The sequence below is a fragment of the Azospirillum sp. TSH58 genome, assembly GCF_003119115.1.
Lineage (GTDB): Bacteria > Pseudomonadota > Alphaproteobacteria > Azospirillales > Azospirillaceae > Azospirillum.
The window spans coordinates 1,382,843-1,400,738 of record NZ_CP022367.1 but is presented as its reverse complement, the minus strand read 5'-3'; the positions used below and the strand labels follow the sequence as shown (position 1 = coordinate 1,400,738).

The following is a 17,896-nucleotide window of genomic DNA, read 5'->3' as shown; positions in this document are numbered from 1 at the left end:
CTGCTGTGCACATTGTGGCACAGAAGCATCATCCGGCGCGATGTCACTTGTGCCTTGCCGCCGCGGGCGTCAGATGTCTTATGCCGAAAGGGCGCTGGTTCCCGCGTGTCGTCCGTGCGACCTCACGTATGGACAGGGCCTTTCGTTAGCCGTCTGTTCATCGCCGCGTGGGATGCTTCGATTATGCTGACGACCATTCGCACCTGCGCCCGGCCCGCCCTCGGATCGAGGGTGGCCGCGTGCCTCCTCGCCGGGCTGCTCGCCCTGCCCGCGCAGGCCGCGCCGTCCACCGCTTCGGGCACCTCCACGGGCCGGGATGTCGTGGGAACCTGGATCGCGCGGATCGACCAGCGCGCCGCCGAACTGGAGGCCATGCCCCGCGTGCAGCAGACGCGCGTGGGTTATGGCTCCGTCCTGAAGAAGGGCGACGGCGGCATGGTCGACGTGGTCGCACCCGGACCCGTGCGCCCGTCCGACGTGCCGGAGGGCACGCCCCCCGCCGCCGGAGCGGTTCCGACGGTCGTCGTGACGCCGCCCGCCGAACCGGTCCCGCAGGCCGATCCGTCGGCGACGCCGGGCAACGCGCTCAGCGGGACGGCGACGCCCGGCACGGTGGTGGAGGTGCTGCCCCCGCCCCCGGCCCTGACCATCCAGGTGCGGGCACGCGCCGCCGACCGCGTCGGCCGCCTGTCCACCCGGCTGATCGAACTGGGCTTCCTGAACCAGGAGCAGTGGACGGAGACCTTCGACGACAACCTCGAGACCGCCGTCCGCGCCTTCCAGCTCTCCGAAGGGCTGATGCAGGACGGCAAGGTCGGCGAGGTCACGCGCCAGGCGCTCGACCGCACGCCCAAGGAGGCCGCCAAGCTGATGCGCGGCGCCACCGCGTCGATGCGCGCCTTCCAGGCGTCGGTTCCGGACACGGTGATCCTGGTCAACCTGCCCAGCCAGACCGTGACCTACATCGAGCGCGGCAAGCTGAACTTCACCATGCGCGCCGTGGTCGGCCGCCCGTCGCGCCAGACCCCGCTGCTCCAGGACCGCGTCACCAGCGTGACGATCAACCCGACCTGGACCGTGCCGCCGACCGTGCTGGTCGAGGACAAGCTGCCGGTGCTGCGCAAGAAGGGCAACACCGGCATCAAGGACGCCGTCGTCTATCTGGACGGGGTCGAGGTGGTGCCGGAAAGCATCAACTGGTGGCAGGTGACGCCGGAGCGCATCCGCATCGTCCAGAAGCCCGGCGACGACAACGCCCTCGGCCGCTTCCGCTTCAACCTGACCAACGGCGACGGCATCTTCCTGCACGGCACCAACGACCCGCGGCTGTTCGAGCGCGACCTGCGCGCCGCCAGCTCCGGCTGCGTGCGGCTGGCCGACGCCCGGATGGTGGCGGAGACGCTGCTGCGCCCCGCCAAGCTCGACTCCGCGGCGATCGAACGTCAGTTGGACAGCGGCAAGACCAAGACGGTCTCCTTGCCCAACGCCGTGCCGGTCCGCTTCGTCTACTGGACCTCCACGGTGGAGACGGACGGCACCGTGCGGGTGCATCCGGGCATCTACGACGATGTGCCGACCAGTTCGTCCGCTCCGTCGGCCACCCAGGCTCCCGCCGCCGTGGGGACCGTCTCGGCCCCGCGCCGGGTGGAGCCGAAGCCGGCCCGCCCGACTCCGGCCGCCGCTCCGCAGCCGGCCCCGGCGCCCGCCCAGTCCTCCTCCACGACCACCCCGGCCCGCGCCGCCGACACGCGCAACGGGGCCGAGGCCGTCCGCACGGCGATGTGACGCCGCCGCGCAGGAGCACGCTTTGCGGAACGTGGAAAAGGCGCCGTCTCGACGGCGCCTTTTTTCGTACCCATCTATCTTTTGGCGGCGCCCCGTCCCGCGCCGCGGCGGAGGTGCGTCATGATCCCCTTCCCGGCTTCGGCGCGGTTGTGCGCCCTGCTCCTGCCCGCCCTTCTGATGGCTCCGGCTCCCGTGTTCGCCGGTGGCTGGCATGGAGGGAATTTCTTCGGCTTCAGCATCTCGCTGCCGCTGGCCTTCGGTTTTCCGCCGCCCCTCTATGTTCCGCCGCCACCGCCCGTGGTCTATGTGCCGGTCCCCCAGCCGGTTCCGGCGGCGCCATTGGCCACCCGGACCTCCCCCACCTATCTCGGCCCCGGCGGGCGCTCCTGCCGCGATTTCCAGATGCCCGGCGTGGTCGGCGGACGCCCCGCGACTCTGGTCGGAACCGCCTGCCTGGATCCGGATGGCCAGTGGCGGGTGATCGGTTGAAGCGGGGGCCGAGGACGGGCAACTCTATCCGCAATATCGGGATATCCCCAGAAGCTGTGGGTAACTCTGTGAGCGAATCCGGGAGCAACCTGTGAGCATGGCCGTGAATCCGCGGCCCCGACCAAATTGCCTAAATTTCAGGCACGCCTGAGAGCGTGGAATTGCCCGGCTTTTGTGGGTTTCCACGGTTCCAAACGAGTCTGGAAAAACAAAAAAGCAACATTCGCAGAGTCAAGGACGCCGTTCAGCTGAATGTGCATAACTCGGGCTAACCCGGACCATTGGCCTGCCCCACCGTTTCGACCGGAGCGCCGGGGACGCTCCAAGCCTCACACGCACAGGCGGGCCAGCAGATCGGCCAGCCGGCTCCGTTCGTCCGCGGACAGGCGCCCGGTCAGCTCGGCCTCCGCCCGCGCGATGGCGGGCCCCGCCGTCTCGACCACCCGGCGCCCGCTGTCGGCCAAGCTGACGAGGTTGCGGCGGCGGTCCAGGCTGTCGGGGCTGCGCAGGAGATAGCCGCGGTCGATCAGCCGCACCACCACCCCCTGCATGGTGGCGGGGTCCATCGCGATGCTGCGGCCCAGGTCGATCTGCGACATCGGCCCATGCTGGTGAAGCGCCGCCAGCGCCGCCCATTGCGGCGCCGTCAGGTTGAAGTTGGTCAACGCATCGCTCAGCATGGCCGTGGCGCGCTGGTGAACGCGCCGGATGCGGCTGTGAATGGATTCGGCGGGCACGGTGCAAAGGGCGACGTCGCAACCCTCCTTACCGTCGGCGGAGCCGTTGCCGGCCATTTCGGTCCGGAGAGCCATGAACGCGGCGGCCTCGTGTCAATGAAAGACACTTTGGCCTTTAACACCGATCTGTGTCGGTTGTATTTCAGGAGCGGCTTACGACGTTACCGTTCTGAAATATGACGAATGTCGAGGTCACTCGGCCGCTTGACGGAGCGATGACGCGGTCCCGTCGCGGGCTTCCCGCCGCTCCAGATCGATGAGTTCGACCATCCGGCGCTCCACGGCGACCAGATACTCGCGCGTTTCGAGCCCGCGGCACTCCCGGCTGTGCCGGCGCAGCAGGATGATGGCTCGGTAGGAGGGACTGTGGTTCCACGGCATGGTCGGCTCGCGCGGAAAGACGGTGGTGGGGGCCCCCATTACAATCGAGAAATATTACGGGAATGCGAGCGGCGCCATGAAAATGATTCGTTGTGACCGGGACCCTGGATTGCTCGGATCGGTTACGTTCGCCGCCGTCGCGACGCATGGCGCGCACCCTGGCCAGCCGGCGCGGATGGCTTTGGGAGAAGCGGCGCCGGCGGTCACGACCGGCGCGTCGATGGTTGTGGCCGCCCTCTCCCAGCCGGCGGTGGCGCGCTGTGATCGGACGGCCGGTGAGGGACGCGCCGGCGCCGAAGCAAAATGGAGTTATCCGGCCCGTTAATCATTGCATCTGCGCCCCCATGTGGCATGAACGCCCCGTGGAGTTTGAAGAACATCCACCGCCGACGGCCCGGTTCCGGCTGCCACCCACGACGATTCGGCCCGTTCGGACGCCAGGGTGGCCGTCCTCCTTCATCAGATCTCCTTGGCGATGCCTCATTATCTGCGTCTGTTTCTTTTGATCGTGGCCGCCGTGGTGCCGCTCGCGGCGCTCCAGTTCATGACGCAGCACAGCCTGCGGCAGGATCGGGAGAACGAGATGCGCAACGATACCCTGCGCCTCCTCGACCTGCTGGACGCCGAGCAGCAGCGCATCGCCGCGGAGGCGCGGCAGGTGCTGGCCACGATCGTCGAATCGGGCGTGCCGCAGGCGGGACCGCCATCCTGTCAGGAGACCATGGACCGGCTGCGCGCCCGCTACCCCGCCTATCTCTCGGTGGAGGTGGCCGACCGGCAGGGCCGCGTGTGGTGCGCGACCGACCTGGTCTCGCTGGGCGTCGACCTCGGCGGCATCCGCACCTTCCAGAGCGCGCTGGCCACCGGCGCCCTGACGACGGGCGAGTACGGGCTGCGCTATCCCAACCAGCGCCCCATCCTGCCCTTCCGGCTGGCCTACCCGGCGCCGGACGGCACGCCGGACGCCCCTCCGGGCGGCGTGGTCACGGTGCTTCTCGACGCCCGCTGGCTGGAGGAGAATCTGGGCCATCGCCCCCTGCCGCCGGGCATGGAGATGGTGATCGCCGACCGCCAGGGCCATGTGGTGGCGCGCCTGCCGGAAGCGCCCGACGCCATCGGGCAGCCCCTGCCCACCGCCATGCTCCAGGCCATGCACGCGGCGCGGGGGACACGGTCGGTGGCCGTCTTCGACTCCGGTGGAGCGGAGCGGATGGTGGTCTCCGCCCCCCTGGACACCGGCACACGTGAATCGACGATCGCCATCGGGATCGACCGTGACGCGGCCCTGCGCCCGGTCCGCGACGCCATGGTCTTCTCGCTGGCGCTGTTCGGCGGGGTGCTCCTCCTCACCTGCCTGGGCGCCGCCTGGGGCATGCGGAAATTCCTGCGCGTGCGTGACCGCATGCTGGAGACGGTGGTCGAAAAGGCCTCGGTCCTGGAGAGCACGACGGACGCCGTGGCCGAACTCGACCGGTCCTGGCGGGTGGTCTTCGTCAACGAACGGGCGCGGGCCCTGCTGCCCGATTCCGGAAGCGTCGTGGGCCGGAACGGACGTCAGGCCTTCGCGGAACTGATGGCCGGCGAGTCCGGGCGCACCCTTCAACAAGCCATGGAACACCGCGAAGCGGTGGAGTTCGAGACGCAGGGGCCGCGCAGCGGCGTCTGGTTCGCCGTCCGCGCCTTTCCCTCGCGCAAGGGGCTGGCCCTCTATTTCCGGGACGCGACGGAGCGCCGGCGTCTGGAGGACGAGCGCACGCTGCTGACCCGGCAGCTGGAGGCGGAGCGCAGCCTGCTGACGGCCATCCTGGATCATCTGCCCTCGGGGCTGCTGGTGGCCGAGGCGCCGTCCGGCCGGATCGTCAAGGTCAACGACACGGCGCTCCGCCTGCTCGGCGGCCCGCCGCCGCCCGCCGCCGGCTGCGGCTGCGACGGCACGCGGGCCTGCAGCGGCGGCGCCTGCTTCGGCGATGGACGCTGCCCGCTGTCCCGCGCCCTGCTAAAGGGCGAGGCGGTGGAGCAGGAGGACCTGCCCTACACCCGCCCCGACGGCACCGCCATGACCCTGTCGGTCAGCGCCACCCCGGTCCACGACGCCGATGGCCGGGTGACCCTGGCGATCTGTACCTTGCGCGACGTCGGGGAGCGCAAGGCGATGGAACGCGCGCTCCAGCGCGCCAAGGAGGAGGCCGACGAGGCCAACCGGGCGAAATCGAAGTTCCTCGCGGCGGCCAGCCACGACCTGCGCCAGCCGATGCAGTCGATGTTCCTGTTCACCGGCATCCTGCACCGCTTCATCAGCGACGAGCAGGGGCAGCGCAGCCTGGAGATGCTGGAGCGAGGCCTGGACACGCTGAAAGGGCTGCTGGACAGCCTGCTGGACGTGTCGCGGCTGGACGCCGGAGCGGTCGATCCGCGCGTCGAGCCCTTCGCCCTGAACAGCCTGCTCGACGAGATCGCCGCCTCCTACGCGCCGATCCTCGAGAGCAAGAATCTGGCCTTCCGCATCGTGCTGGACCAGGCGGCGACGGTGCTCAGCGACCGCGTCCTGCTGGGCCGCATGGTGCGCAACCTTCTGGAGAACGCCGTCAAGTACACGGAGCGCGGGGCGGTGCAGATCGCCGTCCGCCCGCAGGACGGCAGGACGCCGGGAGGCGGAACGTCACCCCCCCGGGTGCGGATCGAGGTCAGCGACACCGGGATCGGCATCCCGCCCGACCAGTTGACCCGGATCTTCACGGAGTTCCACCAGATCAACAACCCGGAGCGGGACCGGGCGCGCGGTCTCGGCCTCGGCCTCGCCATCGTGCAGCGGCTGTCGGCGATCCTCGACCATCCCGTGGAGGTGAAATCCCAGCCGGGCCGCGGGTCCGTCTTCGCCATCACCGTTCCGCTGGCCGCGGTGGAGGCGGCGCCGGTCCCGCCGCCGATGACCGCCTCCGCCTTCACCGGCGGGAGCGAGGCGCCGCGCGCCCTGCTGGTGGATGACGACGCCATCGTGCTGTTGGGGCTGCGCGACATGTTCCGCGAATGGGGCTACGAGGTGCGGATCGCCGGCTCCACCGACGAGGCGGTGGCGAAGATCCAGGCGGACGGGCGGATGCCCGACGTGATGCTGGTCGATTACCGCCTGCGCGAGGGGCGTGTCGGGACGGAGGCGGTGGTGCGCGTCCGCGCCATGGCCGGATGGGACGTGCCGGCCATGATCCTGACCGGGGAAGCCGGCCCGGAATGCGAGACGGACGCCGCCGCGCACGGGCTGGAGGTGGTCCGCAAGCCGGTGACGCCGCGCCAACTCCGGCGCGTTCTGGAGCGCGCCATGGCGAAGCAAGCGAAGACCGCGGACGCCATGACCGGCGCGGAGGGCGAGCCTTTCCCACTGTAGGAGGTTTCGCGGCCCCCGGATCAGAAAGCGGCCCGCCGTCCTGACGAACGGCGGGCTCTTGAGGTGCAAAACAGGGAGGCACACGCCCTTGGGGCAAGATGAAGATAGCAACCGCGCCCTCCCCGCGCGAAAGGGTGAAAGTCGTAGCGTCCGGCGTGTCCGGAGTGCGCCGAAGGGGTGAAGGCCCTCCCCGAAAAAATGGCGGCTTCGAAAGATTCCGCTTGAGCGCCGGCGGCGGCGCGGCTATATCAGCGCTCCCGCGTCGCCCCAAGGGACGCGGGACAAAGAGCAGACGATGCGCTTGTGGCGGAATTGGTAGACGCGCTAGGTTCAGGTCCTAGTGGCTGAAAGGCCGTGGGGGTTCGAGTCCCTCCAAGCGCACCAACACTTCTTGTGTTGGTCTGATCATAAGTGGGGCCATAGCTCAGCTGGGAGAGCGCTACAATGGCATTGTAGAGGTCAGGAGTTCGATCCTCCTTGGCTCCACCATCATGAAGCCGGCAACCTCGACGGGTTGCCGGCTTTTCCTTTTGGCCAAGGCGCCATGGCCGATCACGACGCGACGGCCCGCGCGTCCGGCCGCCTCACAGGGGGCTTGAGGCGGAACGGCTGCACGGTCCGCGCATGGACCCGCCATCGTCGGCGGGGCCGGTCATTTCCCAGGAAACGGGCGGGTCCCGGAAATCGGGCGGCCCTGGGAATCGGGCGGGCGGAGCCGCGTCGGGACAAACCCTGGGCCACCCCCGCCCCTGCCTCACGCCTGCCCGACGCTGTGGCCGGCACCACGCCCGCGGCGGCCGCGCACGGCGGACGGCTCGACCACCCCGACGTCCGCGCCAAGGGCCGGGTCGCCGGCGCCGTCGGTCTGGTCGGCGCAGCGTTCGGCCAGCTCCCGGATCGCCCCGCGGATCTCGGGATCGCGGATGTTCTGGAAGTAGCGGGCGAGCATCAGCGCCTCGCGGGAGCGCAGCGTGCCCTCCGACTCCTCCGCCTGCGGGCTGGCGATACCGGCCTCCTGGGCGGCGTGACGCTCCTCCAGCCCCTCGAAGAAGACGGAGACCGGGACCCGGAAGAACTGAGCCAGCTTGAACAGCCGGCTGGCCGAAACCCGGTTGAAACCGCGCTCGTACTTCTGAAGCTGCTGGAAGGTCAGCCCCAGTGCCGACGCGACATCGCTCTGACTCAGACCGGCGAGCATGCGCAGTTCGCGCAGGCGCTGGCCAACGAACACATCGACCTCGTTGAGGCCTTCCTTCTTCTCACGTCCACGTCTTTTCACGGCATTCCCCCATCGACAACGGTGGCAAAGCCCTATGTCGCGCGAAGCAACATTCGGTTCTGCGTTGGAAAGATTCCGACGTGCTTGTGCCACGATCTTTTTGGTATCGGACAAGCGACCATTGCAACTCAGCTATGTCGTCGGCGACGCAAAGTCAACCACCGCTGCGATATTTACTACCTACGTCCAAACAAACCCTAGAAAGAGAATGGGTATATGCACGCACATCATTCTTTCTTTCGAGGTAATTTTTAATTGCTTGCCTCGGAAACGATCGAATCGTCGCGCTTTTACGGAGAGCCGCTCGTCCGCTTCTCGCTCACTGGTCGGCAAAGGAGCGTTGCAGGCGCGCACCGGTAGGCACATTTTGCCGAGCACTGGGCAATTTCTGCCCACGAATTAACGCTCTCTTCATCAAGACAGCCCAGCATGCGCGCTTAAAGCAAGGACCGGCGCGGTTTTTGCAAATTCCTTTTTTGCGTCTGCGAAATCAAGAACTTCCCGGAGATCCACCGGGGCATCCGATCGGGGACTAGCGCGTGAACAACCTTCTGCAGACCTTGCGCAACCTGGGTCCCGCGCGCCTGGCCGCCATCGGCGGCGTCGGCCTGCTCCTGATCGGATTCTTCGTCTATCTGATGACGCGCCTCTCCACCCCGGAGATGGAGCTTCTCTACGCCGAACTCCAGCCCACCGAAGCCGCGGCCATCGCCAAGAAGCTGGAGGAGGCGAAGGTCCCCTTCACGGTCGACAAGACCGGCACGAAGATCATGGTTGCCGCCGAGCAGGTGGGGCCGACCCGCATGCGGATGGCGGCCGCAGGCCTGCCGTCGGGCGGCTCGATCGGCTACGAGCTGTTCGACAAGGGCGAAGGCTTCGGCGCCACCAGCTTCATGCAGAACATCAACCATCTGCGCGCCCTGGAGGGCGAGATGGCGCGCACGGTGCAGACGCTGAACGGGGTGCAGAGCGCCCGCGTCCATCTGGTGCTGCCCAAGCGCGAGCTGTTCGCCCGCCAGCAGAACCCGGCGACGGCCAGCATCTTCCTGAAGCTGCGCCCCGGCGCCCAGCTGTCGCGCGAGAACATCCAGGCGATCCAGCACCTGATCGCCGCCTCCGTGCCGAACCTCGACCCCAGCCGCATCTCCATCGTCGACGACAAGGGCACCCTGCTCGCCCGCGGCACCGGCAACGACAGCGCGGACGCCATGCTGGCCTCGGCGGAGGAGAAGAAGGTCGCCTACGAGAGCCGCGTCGCCCGCATCATCGAGGATCTGCTGGGCCGCACCGTGGGCTACGGCAAGGTGCGGGCGGAGGTCTCGGCCGATCTCGACTTCGACCGCATCACCACGCAATCCGAAATCTTCGATCCGGAAAGCCAGGTCGTCCGCTCCACCCAGACGGTGACGGAGGCGAACGAGAGCCACGACCGCGACCCGCTGTCTCCGGTCACGGTGGACCAGAACCTGCCGACCGCGCAGTCGGGCAACAACGCCGGGCCGATCTCGCAGAACAAGCAGAACCGCAGCGAAGAGACCATCAACTACGAGATCAGCCGGACCACCAAGAACCACGTCCGCGAGTCCGGTCAGGTCCGCCGCCTGTCGGTCGCGGTGCTGGTCGACGGCACCTACAGCCTGCCCAGGGACGGCAACCCGGCGGCCTACCAGCCGCGGCCGGAGCAGGAGCTGGAGAGCATCAAGGCGCTCGTCCGCTCCGCCGTCGGCCTCGACGCCGTGCGCGGCGACACGCTGGAAGTCATCAACATGCGCTTCTGGTCGCCGGAGGACGACGTCCAGAAGCCGGAGGAGCTGTTCCTCGGCATGACCAAGGACGACCTGTTCCGCATCGCGGAGATGGTCGTGCTGGGCATCGTCGCGGTCCTCATCATCCTGCTGGTCATCCGCCCGCTGATCACCCGCGCCTTCGAGAAGGCCGACCAGCAGGAGGAGGACGACATGGACCGCCTGCTGGCCGACCAGAGCGGCATGCCCGCCGCGCTGGCCGCGCCGACCGGCGCGCTGGCCCAGGATCTCGCCCTCGAAGCCGCCCAGGCCGACGAGGAGCTGGAGCAGATGATCGACATCAACCGCGTCGAAGGCCGCGTCCGCGCCTCCTCGCTGCGCAAGGTGGGCGAGATCGTGGAGAAGCATCCGGAGGAAGCGGTGTCGATCCTGCGCAACTGGCTGTATCAGGAGAGCTGACGCGATGAGTTCGGTCCGCAAATTCCTGTTCGACGAGTCCTTCGACGTGGATGCGCCGCCGCGCCGGCAGCTTCAGGCGGACGACGACTATTTCGACAACATCCCCCTGCCGGAACCGGAGCCCGAACCGGAGCCGGAACTGCCGCCCGAGCCGCCGCCCCCGGTGTTCGGCGAGGCCGATCTGGCCGCCGCCCGCGCCGCCGGCTTCGCGGAGGGCGAGACCGCCGGCAAGTCGGCGGGCTACGGCAAGGGCTTCGTCGACGGCAACAACGCCGGCCGCAAGGACGGCTACGAGAACGCCCGCGTCGAGATCGAGGCGACGGTGCAGGCGCGGATCGCCAACGCGCTGGAAACCGTCGGCAACGGCGTGCAGCATCTGCTGAACGAGCATTACGCCACCAGCGCCCAGCGGGCCGACCAGCCCGTGCACATCGCGCTGGCCATCGTCCGCAAGCTGATGCCCGAGCTGGCGCGGCGCGGCGGGCTGCTGGAGGTGGAAGGGCTGGTGCGCGCCTGCCTGACCGACCTGATCGACGAGCCGCGCCTGGTGGTGCGCGTCGCCGACGACATGGTGGACGCGGTGCGCGAGCATCTGGATCAGGTGATCGCGGCCCGCGGCTTCGGCGCGAAGCTGATGGTGGTGGGCGATTCCGGCCTCGCGCCGGGAAGCTGCCGGATCGAATGGGCCGAAGGCGGGGTGGAGCGCGACACCGCCGGCCTGCTCGCCCAGATCGAACGGCGGATGGCCGGGCTGCTGGAGGCGCCGCCGCCAGGGTAAAACGGCTGCGGTGTGGATTCTTATCAGGTTCTAAGGGCTTCTGGAGACTTCGATGGCCAAGGACAGCTTCTCCCTCGACGAGTTGGACGGCGGTGGCCGCAGCGACATTGCGGAGTATGAGACCGGCCTGGGTCCAGCCAAGGATCTGGAAGCGGTCTACGACATCCCCGTCCAGATCTCCGCCGTGCTCGGCAAATCGACCATGCAGGTCAGCCAGCTGCTCAAGCTCGGGCGCGGCGCGGTGGTGGAGCTGGACCGCAAGGTCGGCGAGGCCATCGACATCTACGTGAACAACCGTCTGGTCGCCCGCGGCGAGGTCGTGGTCGTGGAAGACCGGCTGGGCATCACCATGACCGAAATCATCAAGTCGGACCGCGGATGAGCCTCACACGAGACAGCGCTGAATCGTCCCGCCGGGGTGGGCGCTCCGCCCGGCCGCGCGGCGGGGTGGACATGGCTACGCTGGTCGGCCTGGCCGCCGCCGCCGTGGTCATCTTCGTCGCCATGGCGTCGGGCGGGTCTTTGCGCGCCTTCGTCGATCCGCCGTCGCTCATCATCGTGCTGGGCGGCACGCTGGCGGTCACCACCGCCTCCTTCTCGCTGTCCGACGTGGCCATCGCGTGGCGCGACGCCGGGGCGGTGCTGATCCACCGGACCAGCGACCCGCGCGGCGTGGCCCGGCAGGTCCTCCTGCTGGCCGAGGCGGCGCGCCGCGCGCCGGAAACGCTGCGCAACGTCCTGCCGGAGCTGAAGCACGAGTCCTTCCTGCACCGCTCGGTCACGCTGGTGGCCGAGGGGCTGCCGCCCGACGACATCGAGCGGATGCTGATCGGCGAGGTCGAGGCGTCGGGCGCCTGCAAGGTCAAGAGCGCCGGCGTCCTGCGCCGCGCGTCGGAGGTGGCGCCGGCCATGGGGCTGATCGGCACGCTGGTCGGCCTCGTCCAGATGCTGGGCAGCCTGAACGACCCGTCGAGCATCGGCCCGGCCATGGCGCTGGCCCTGCTGACGACCTTCTACGGGGCGGTGCTGGGCAACGTCGCCCTCGCCCCGCTGGCCGCAAAGGTTGAGCGGACGGCGGAGGAGGACGCGCTCGTCAAGACTCTCTACACCATCGGCGCGGTATCCATCGCGCGCCAGGAAAATCCGCGGCGTCTGGAGATGCTCCTGAACGCCGTTCTTCCGCCTGCAAAGCGGATTCAGTACTTCGACCGGGACTCCGACCGGGGTTCTCCGAGGGGAGCGTAAGATGCGTCTGCTGATCGTTGGAACGTTGGAAGGGTACATCACCGCCGCTGGCAAGATCGCCATGCAGCGCGGGGCGAAGGTGTCCCACACCGACAGCATCGAGGGCGCCCTGAACGCCCTGCGCGCGGCGGCGGGGGCGGACCTCGTGATGATCGACGTCAAACTCGACATCGCAACCTTCATCGAAAGCCTTAAGGCGGAACGGATCACCATTCCCGTGGTGGCCTGCGGCATCGGCACCGACGCCGCGGCGGCGGTGAAGGCGATCCGCGCCGGCGCCAAGGAATACATCCCCCTGCCCCCCGACGCGGAGCTGATCGCCGCCGTGCTGGAGGCGGTGGCGGAGGAAAGCCACGCCATCGTCTGCCAGGACCCGGCCATGCTGGCGACCCTGCGGCTGGCGGATCAGGTGGCGCCCAGCGACGCCTCGGTCCTGATCACCGGCGAGAGCGGCACCGGCAAGGAGCTGATGGCCCGCTACATCCACCGCAAGAGCCGGCGCTCCGACGCGCCCTTCGTCGCGGTGAACTGCGCGGCCATCCCGGAGAACCTCCTGGAATCGGAGCTGTTCGGCCATGAGAAGGGCGCCTTCACCGGCGCCGTCGCCCGCCGGCTGGGCCGCTTCGAGGAGGCCAACGGCGGCACCCTTCTGCTCGACGAGCTGTCGGAGATGCACCCGCGGCTCCAGGCCAAGCTGCTGCGCGCCATCCAGGAGAAGGAGATCGACCGCATCGGCTCGTCCCAGCCGGTGAAGGTCAACGTCCGCCTGATCGCCACCTCCAACCGCAACCTGGAGAACGAGGTCCGCGCCGGCAACTTCCGCGAAGACCTCTATTTCCGGCTGAACGTCTTCAGCGTCGCCATCCCGTCCCTGCGCGAACGGCCGGCCGACATCCCGATGATCGCCGACCATTTCCTGAAGAAATACGCGCAGGCCAACGGGCTGGGCGAGAAGCGGCTGTCGGACGACGCGCTGCTGATGCTGCGCGCCCACCACTGGCGCGGCAACGTGCGCGAGCTGGAAAACACCATGCACCGCGCCGTGCTGCTCTCCAAGTCGGAGACGGTCGGGCCGGACGCGATCATGCTGACCAGCCAGCTGCTCGCCCCGGAAGGTTCGGCGCAGGCGTCGATCCCGACCAACTCGCCGGTCGCCAACCCCTTCGCCGGGCCGGGCGGCACCGTCCCGCAGGCGCCGCGCGGCTATGGGCAGCCGGCGCCCGGCTATCCGACCTCCTACGCGCCGCCTCAGGGCCACGCCGCGGGGGCCGCGGCCTACGGCAACGCGGGAGCGGCGTCCGGCGCCCCGGCCGTCCAGGGACTCGTCGGGCGCACGGTGGCCGAGGTCGAGCGCGACCTGATCATCGGCACGCTGTCGCACTGCCTGGGCAACCGCACCCACGCGGCGAACATCCTGGGCATCTCGATCCGCACGCTGCGCAACAAGCTGAAGCAGTACAGCGAGGAGGGGGTGCCGGTGCCGCCGCCGGGCACCGAGGAACGGGCGGCCTACTGATCCGCTGATCGGACGAAGGGCGGAGGAGCGGCGGCATGGCACTGACCGAACACAATCCGGGGGCGCGCGCGGGCGGCGGCAACATGTCCGCGCTGACCGACATGGTGGCCGTCGCCAAGGGCGCGCTGAAGCGCGGCGACATCGTGATGGCGGCCGGCATCATGCTGATCGTCGTCGGGCTGATCCTGCCGCTGCCCCCGATGCTGCTCGACATGATGCTCGGGCTGAACGTCACCATCTCGGTCCTGATCCTGATGGTGGTGCTGTTCATCGAGAAGCCGCTGGAGCTGTCGGCCTACCCGACGATCCTGCTGATCACCACGCTGCTGCGCCTGTCGCTGAACATGGCGTCCACCCGCCTGATCCTGACGCAGGGCCATGAAGGCACGTCGGCGGCGGGCCATGTGATCGAGGCCTTCGCCGGCTTCGTCATGGGCGGCGACTTCATCATCGGCGTGATCGTCTACGCGATCCTGACGATCGTGAACTTCAAGGTGATCACCGCCGGTTCGGGCCGCATCGCCGAAGTGGCGGCGCGCTTCACCCTGGACGCCATGCCCGGCAAGCAGATGGCCATCGACGCCGACCTGTCCGCCGGCATGATCGACGAGACCACCGCCCGCGCCAAGCGCAAGGAGCTGGAGGACGAAAGCGCCTTCTTCGGCTCCATGGACGGTGCGTCGAAGTTCGTGAAGGGCGACGCCGTCGCCGGCCTGATGATCATGTTCATCAACATCATCGGCGGCGTGTCGCTGGCGGTCCTGCGCTACGACATGCCGATCCTGCAGGCGCTGGACACCTTCACCAAGCTGACCATCGGCGACGGCCTCGTCTCGCAGATCCCGGCGCTGGTCATCTCCATCTCCGCCGGCTTCCTGGTGTCGAAGGCCGGCACCGGCGGCTCCACCGACAAGGCGGTGGTCGGGCAGCTCACCAACCATGTCAGCGCGCTCGGCCTGTCGGCGGGGGCCATGACCCTGCTGGCCCTGATGCCGGGCATGCCGATGCTGCCCTTCCTGCCGGTGATCGCCGTCGTCGGGGCCGCCGCCTACTATCTGCCGAAGATGCGCGCCAAAAAGGAGGCGGAGGAGGCGGAGGCCGCCGCCGCCGAGGCCGCGGGCATGGGCGGGCCGGGCGGCGGTGCCGCCCCGGTGGCCGACGAGCCGATCGCCACGGCGCTGGCCATCGACCTGATCCGGCTGGAGCTGGGCTACGGCCTGCTGTCGCTGATCAACCAGCCGCAGGCGGGCAGCCACCGGCTGACCGACCAGATCAAGGGCCTGCGCCGCCAGATCGCCGGCGAGGTCGGATTCGTCATGCCCGCCGTGCGCATCCAGGACAACCTCCAGCTTCCGCCCAACTCCTACATCATCCGCGTCAAGGAGATCGAGGCGGGGCGCGGCGACATCCGCCCGAACATGCTGCTGGTCATGGACCCGCGCGGCGAGGCGATGAGCCTGCCCGGCGAGCAGACGGTGGAGCCGACCTTCGGCCTGCCGGCCATCTGGATCGAGCCGGGCTACCGCGAGGAGGCGCTGTTCAAGGGCTACACGGTGGTCGATCCGTCCACGGTCATCACCACGCACCTGACCGAGCTGATCAAGGACAACATGCCCGAGCTGCTGTCCTTCACCGAGACCCAGAAGCTGCTGGACGAGCTGGACAAGGAGCACCAGAAACTGATCGCCGACGTGGTGCCGGCGCAGATCACTGTGGGCGGATTGCAACGGGTGTTGCAGAACCTGCTTGCAGAACGGGTGTCGGTACGCGATCTTGCGACCATTCTGGAAGGCGTGTCCGAGGCGGCAAGCCAAACCCGCAGCATCACGCAGATCACCGAACATGTGCGCACGCGCCTGGCGCGGCAGATCTGCGACGCGAACATCAACGAGATGGGAGTCATCCCGCTCGTCACCCTGTCTCCCGAATGGGAGCAGGCGTTCGCGGAATCGCTGGTGGGCGATGGCGACGACCGGCAACTGACGATGGCGCCAAGCCGGCTTCAGCAATTCATCACTTCGGTCCGCCAAACCTTCGAGCGACACGCCATGATGGGCGAGACCCCCGTCCTGTTGACCAGCCCCCTGATCCGTCCCTTCGTCCGCTCGATCGTCGAGCGGTTCCGGCCGGCCACCGTGGTGATGTCGCAGAACGAGATCCACCCCAAGGCGCGGATCAAGACCCTGGGGCAGATCTGATGCAGGCCATGACGAACCAGTGTGACGGGCGGGGAGCGGGCCGATGCGGCTGAAGTCGTTCCACGCCAAGTCCATGTCCGAAGCCATGCGCATGGTCCGCCAGACGCTGGGCGACGATGCCATCATCGTCGCCACGCGCGAGGAGGACGGCGGCGGCGTTCGCGTGACCGCGGCGGTGGAGGACGACGATCTGCTGATGGCCCAGGCGCGCACGGCCCAGCCGACCCGGACCGCCCGCCCCGTGGTGGTGGTCGAGGAGGAGCCGGAGATCGACGTGGGCGAGGTGGTGGCCGACGTGCTGCACCGCCACGGCGTGCCCGCAGCGCTGGCCGAGCAGCTGATCGACGCCGCCGCCGGGCTGGACACCGACGACCCCGCGCTGGCGCTGGGCGCAGCGCTCGACTCCATGTTCACCTTCAGCCCGCTGCAGGACCGGCGCGGCGGCAACAAGCCGCTGATCCTGGTCGGCCCGCCGGGCAGCGGCAAGACGCTGATCGTCGCCAAGCTGGCCGCCCAGGCGGTGTTCCGCAAACGCTCGGTCGGCGTGATCACCACCGACACGGTTCGCGCCGGCGGCATGGAACAGTTGGCCGCCTTCACGCGTCTGATGAAAATCAAACTGGCGACGGTGGAAGACCCCGACGCGCTCGCGGGCGCGTTCGAGGTCAGCCGCGGCGCCGACGTCGTCCTGGTGGATACCGCCGGGCGCAACCCCTACAACCGGGAAGACATGGCCGACCTCAAGGCCCTGCTGTCCGCCGGGGTGGCCGAGCCGATCCTCGTGCTCCCCGCCGGGCTGGACGCCATGGAAGCCGCCGACATCGCCCAATCCTTCAAGGCGCTGGGCGTGCGGCGGATGCTGATCACCCGGCTCGACATGGCGCGTCGGCTGGGCAGTCTCCTGGGCACCGCGCACCGCGCGCGGATGGCCTTCTGCAACGCCAGCGTTTCCTCCAAGGTGGCCGAGGGGCTGACACCGCTGAACCCGGTGGCCTTCGCCCGCCTGATGATGCCCGCCGAGGACAAGGCGGCGCGCAACCGGCCCAAGCCGGTGGCTCCTGCCAAGACCAAAGCCGTTCGTTCTTCGTCGAGGACCATCCCATGACCGATCCGGTGTTTCCGGCCGCCCTCAAGAACGTTCACCCGCTGCGCGGTGCCAACGTCATCGCCGTGGCCAGTGGAAAGGGCGGCGTCGGCAAGACGTGGTTCTCGATCACGCTCGCCCACGCGCTGACCAAGATGGGCAAGAACTCGCTGCTGTTCGACGGCGACCTCGGCCTCGCCAACGTCGACATCCAGCTCGGCTTCCAGCCCAAGAACGATCTGGGCGCGGTGATCAACGGCGACGTGACGCTGGGCCGCGCGGCCCAGCGCTACACCGAGGGCGGCTTCGACATCATCGCCGGCCGCTCCGGCTCCGGGACGCTCGCCCAGCTGCCGAGCCAGCGCCTGTCCGGCCTGCGCAACGACCTGATGGAGCTGGCCCGGCGCTACGACTGCGTCATCATGGACATGGGCGCCGGCGTCGACCGCACGGTGCGCACCCTGTCCGGCCCGGCCGGGACGACGCTGGTGGTGACGACGGACGAGCCGACCTCGCTGACCGACGCCTACGCCTTCATCAAGCTGACCCACGCCACCAACCCCACCGCCGACCTGCGCGTCGTGGTGAACATGGCGCAGAGCGTGAAGGACGGCGAGCGCACCTACGGCACCATCCTGAAGGCCTGCCAGAACTTCCTGAAGTACAAGCCCGCCCTGGCCGGCATCATCCGCCGCGACCTGAAGGTGCGCGACGCCATCCGCAACCAGTCGCCGCTGCTGACCCGCTCCCCCGCCTCCGACGCCGCGCGGGACGTGCTGGCCATCGCCCAGCGGCTTCTCGCCGGCCAGTAAGTCCGG

The 17,896-nt window shown here is 68.8% G+C and carries 14 protein-coding genes and 2 tRNA genes; 13 read left to right on the top strand and 3 right to left on the bottom strand.

The window, feature by feature from the left end:
- The first annotated feature begins 183 nt into the window (after nt 1-183).
- A complete protein-coding gene (locus tag TSH58p_RS27795; RefSeq protein ID WP_109068934.1) occupies nt 184-1,785 on the top strand; it encodes a L,D-transpeptidase family protein in 1,602 nt (533 codons plus the stop codon).
- 120 nt (nt 1,786-1,905) lie between these two features.
- Entirely contained in the window at nt 1,906-2,274 is a 369-nt protein-coding gene (locus TSH58p_RS27790; RefSeq protein WP_109068935.1) for a hypothetical protein, read from the top strand.
- A 329-nt stretch (nt 2,275-2,603) separates the two neighbouring features.
- Here TSH58p_RS27790 and TSH58p_RS27785 read toward each other — a convergent pair whose 3' ends face one another.
- Nucleotides 2,604-3,086 carry a MarR family winged helix-turn-helix transcriptional regulator gene (locus TSH58p_RS27785; RefSeq protein WP_109068936.1) on the bottom strand — a complete coding sequence of 161 codons (483 nt, stop codon included), beginning with the start codon at nt 3,084-3,086 and terminating at the stop codon, nt 2,604-2,606.
- Between the two features lie 117 nt (nt 3,087-3,203).
- The gene (locus TSH58p_RS27780; RefSeq protein WP_109068946.1) at nt 3,204-3,392 is read right to left on the bottom strand and encodes a hypothetical protein; all 189 of its coding nucleotides are present in this window, start codon (nt 3,390-3,392) and stop codon (nt 3,204-3,206) included.
- 475 nt (nt 3,393-3,867) lie between these two features.
- Here TSH58p_RS27780 and TSH58p_RS27775 point away from each other — a divergent pair, with 475 nt between their 5' ends.
- The 3 genes from TSH58p_RS27775 (at nt 3,868) to TSH58p_RS27765 (ending at nt 7,263) form a co-directional block, all read left to right on the top strand.
- Nucleotides 3,868-6,774: an ATP-binding protein gene (locus TSH58p_RS27775; protein ID WP_109068947.1), complete on the top strand. Its 2,907-nt coding sequence runs from the start codon at nt 3,868-3,870 to the stop codon at nt 6,772-6,774.
- A gap of 297 nt (nt 6,775-7,071) precedes the next feature.
- Nucleotides 7,072-7,158: transfer RNA gene (locus TSH58p_RS27770), tRNA-Leu, on the top strand.
- Nucleotides 7,159-7,187: 29 nt separating this feature from the next.
- Nucleotides 7,188-7,263, top strand: a tRNA-Ala gene (locus TSH58p_RS27765).
- Nucleotides 7,264-7,528: 265 nt separating this feature from the next.
- On the opposite strand, the gene TSH58p_RS27760 is transcribed toward TSH58p_RS27765, so the two are convergent.
- Nucleotides 7,529-8,053 carry a helix-turn-helix domain-containing protein gene (locus TSH58p_RS27760; RefSeq protein WP_109070276.1) on the bottom strand — a complete coding sequence of 175 codons (525 nt, stop codon included), beginning with the start codon at nt 8,051-8,053 and terminating at the stop codon, nt 7,529-7,531.
- Between the two features lie 539 nt (nt 8,054-8,592).
- Between TSH58p_RS27760 and fliF the strand changes: the two genes are divergently transcribed.
- The 8 genes from fliF to TSH58p_RS27720 all read left to right on the top strand — a co-directional run bounded on the left by fliF (nt 8,593) and on the right by TSH58p_RS27720 (nt 17,890).
- A complete protein-coding gene (fliF, locus tag TSH58p_RS27755; protein ID WP_109070277.1) occupies nt 8,593-10,257 on the top strand; it encodes a flagellar basal-body MS-ring/collar protein FliF in 1,665 nt (554 codons plus the stop codon).
- Between the two features lie 4 nt (nt 10,258-10,261).
- Nucleotides 10,262-11,035, top strand: coding sequence for a FliH/SctL family protein (locus tag TSH58p_RS27750; RefSeq protein WP_109070278.1), 774 nt, complete (start codon nt 10,262-10,264; stop codon nt 11,033-11,035).
- A 52-nt stretch (nt 11,036-11,087) separates the two neighbouring features.
- Nucleotides 11,088-11,417 carry a flagellar motor switch protein FliN gene (fliN, locus tag TSH58p_RS27745; protein ID WP_014198330.1) on the top strand — a complete coding sequence of 110 codons (330 nt, stop codon included), beginning with the start codon at nt 11,088-11,090 and terminating at the stop codon, nt 11,415-11,417.
- A 71-nt stretch (nt 11,418-11,488) separates the two neighbouring features.
- Entirely contained in the window at nt 11,489-12,280 is a 792-nt protein-coding gene (locus TSH58p_RS27740; RefSeq protein ID WP_247874051.1) for a motility protein A, read from the top strand.
- 1 nt (nt 12,281) lies between these two features.
- Nucleotides 12,282-13,796, top strand: coding sequence for a sigma-54 dependent transcriptional regulator (locus tag TSH58p_RS27735; protein ID WP_109070280.1), 1,515 nt, complete (start codon nt 12,282-12,284; stop codon nt 13,794-13,796).
- 35 nt (nt 13,797-13,831) lie between these two features.
- The gene (flhA, locus tag TSH58p_RS27730; RefSeq protein ID WP_109070281.1) at nt 13,832-15,994 is read left to right on the top strand and encodes a flagellar biosynthesis protein FlhA; all 2,163 of its coding nucleotides are present in this window, start codon (nt 13,832-13,834) and stop codon (nt 15,992-15,994) included.
- A 43-nt stretch (nt 15,995-16,037) separates the two neighbouring features.
- Nucleotides 16,038-17,099, top strand: coding sequence for a GTPase (locus tag TSH58p_RS27725; protein ID WP_109070282.1), 1,062 nt, complete (start codon nt 16,038-16,040; stop codon nt 17,097-17,099).
- On the top strand, nt 17,096-17,890 hold the full coding sequence (locus TSH58p_RS27720) for a MinD/ParA family protein (RefSeq protein ID WP_109070283.1): 795 nt from the start codon (nt 17,096-17,098) through the stop codon (nt 17,888-17,890). Before TSH58p_RS27725 ends, TSH58p_RS27720 begins: the two co-directional genes overlap by 4 nt.
- Nucleotides 17,891-17,896: the final 6 nt, after the last annotated feature.

What these genes read in the sequence shown, in the direction of transcription:
- TSH58p_RS27740 (WP_247874051.1), top strand. Translation starts at nt 11,489, where the DNA reads ATGGCTACGCTGGTCGGCCTGGCCGCCGCCGCCGTGGTCATCTTCGTC.
- flhA (WP_109070281.1), top strand. Translation starts at nt 13,832, where the DNA reads ATGGCACTGACCGAACACAATCCGGGGGCGCGCGCGGGCGGCGGCAAC.
- TSH58p_RS27720 (WP_109070283.1), top strand. Translation starts at nt 17,096, where the DNA reads ATGACCGATCCGGTGTTTCCGGCCGCCCTCAAGAACGTTCACCCGCTG.
- TSH58p_RS27735 (WP_109070280.1), top strand. Translation starts at nt 12,282, where the DNA reads ATGCGTCTGCTGATCGTTGGAACGTTGGAAGGGTACATCACCGCCGCT.
- TSH58p_RS27795 (WP_109068934.1), top strand. Translation starts at nt 184, where the DNA reads ATGCTGACGACCATTCGCACCTGCGCCCGGCCCGCCCTCGGATCGAGG.
- TSH58p_RS27790 (WP_109068935.1), top strand. Translation starts at nt 1,906, where the DNA reads ATGATCCCCTTCCCGGCTTCGGCGCGGTTGTGCGCCCTGCTCCTGCCC.
- TSH58p_RS27725 (WP_109070282.1), top strand. Translation starts at nt 16,038, where the DNA reads ATGCGGCTGAAGTCGTTCCACGCCAAGTCCATGTCCGAAGCCATGCGC.
- TSH58p_RS27750 (WP_109070278.1), top strand. Translation starts at nt 10,262, where the DNA reads ATGAGTTCGGTCCGCAAATTCCTGTTCGACGAGTCCTTCGACGTGGAT.
- TSH58p_RS27775 (WP_109068947.1), top strand. Translation starts at nt 3,868, where the DNA reads ATGCCTCATTATCTGCGTCTGTTTCTTTTGATCGTGGCCGCCGTGGTG.
- fliN (WP_014198330.1), top strand. Translation starts at nt 11,088, where the DNA reads ATGGCCAAGGACAGCTTCTCCCTCGACGAGTTGGACGGCGGTGGCCGC.
- TSH58p_RS27780 (WP_109068946.1), bottom strand. Translation starts at nt 3,392, where the DNA reads ATGCCGTGGAACCACAGTCCCTCCTACCGAGCCATCATCCTGCTGCGC.
- TSH58p_RS27785 (WP_109068936.1), bottom strand. Translation starts at nt 3,086, where the DNA reads ATGGCTCTCCGGACCGAAATGGCCGGCAACGGCTCCGCCGACGGTAAG.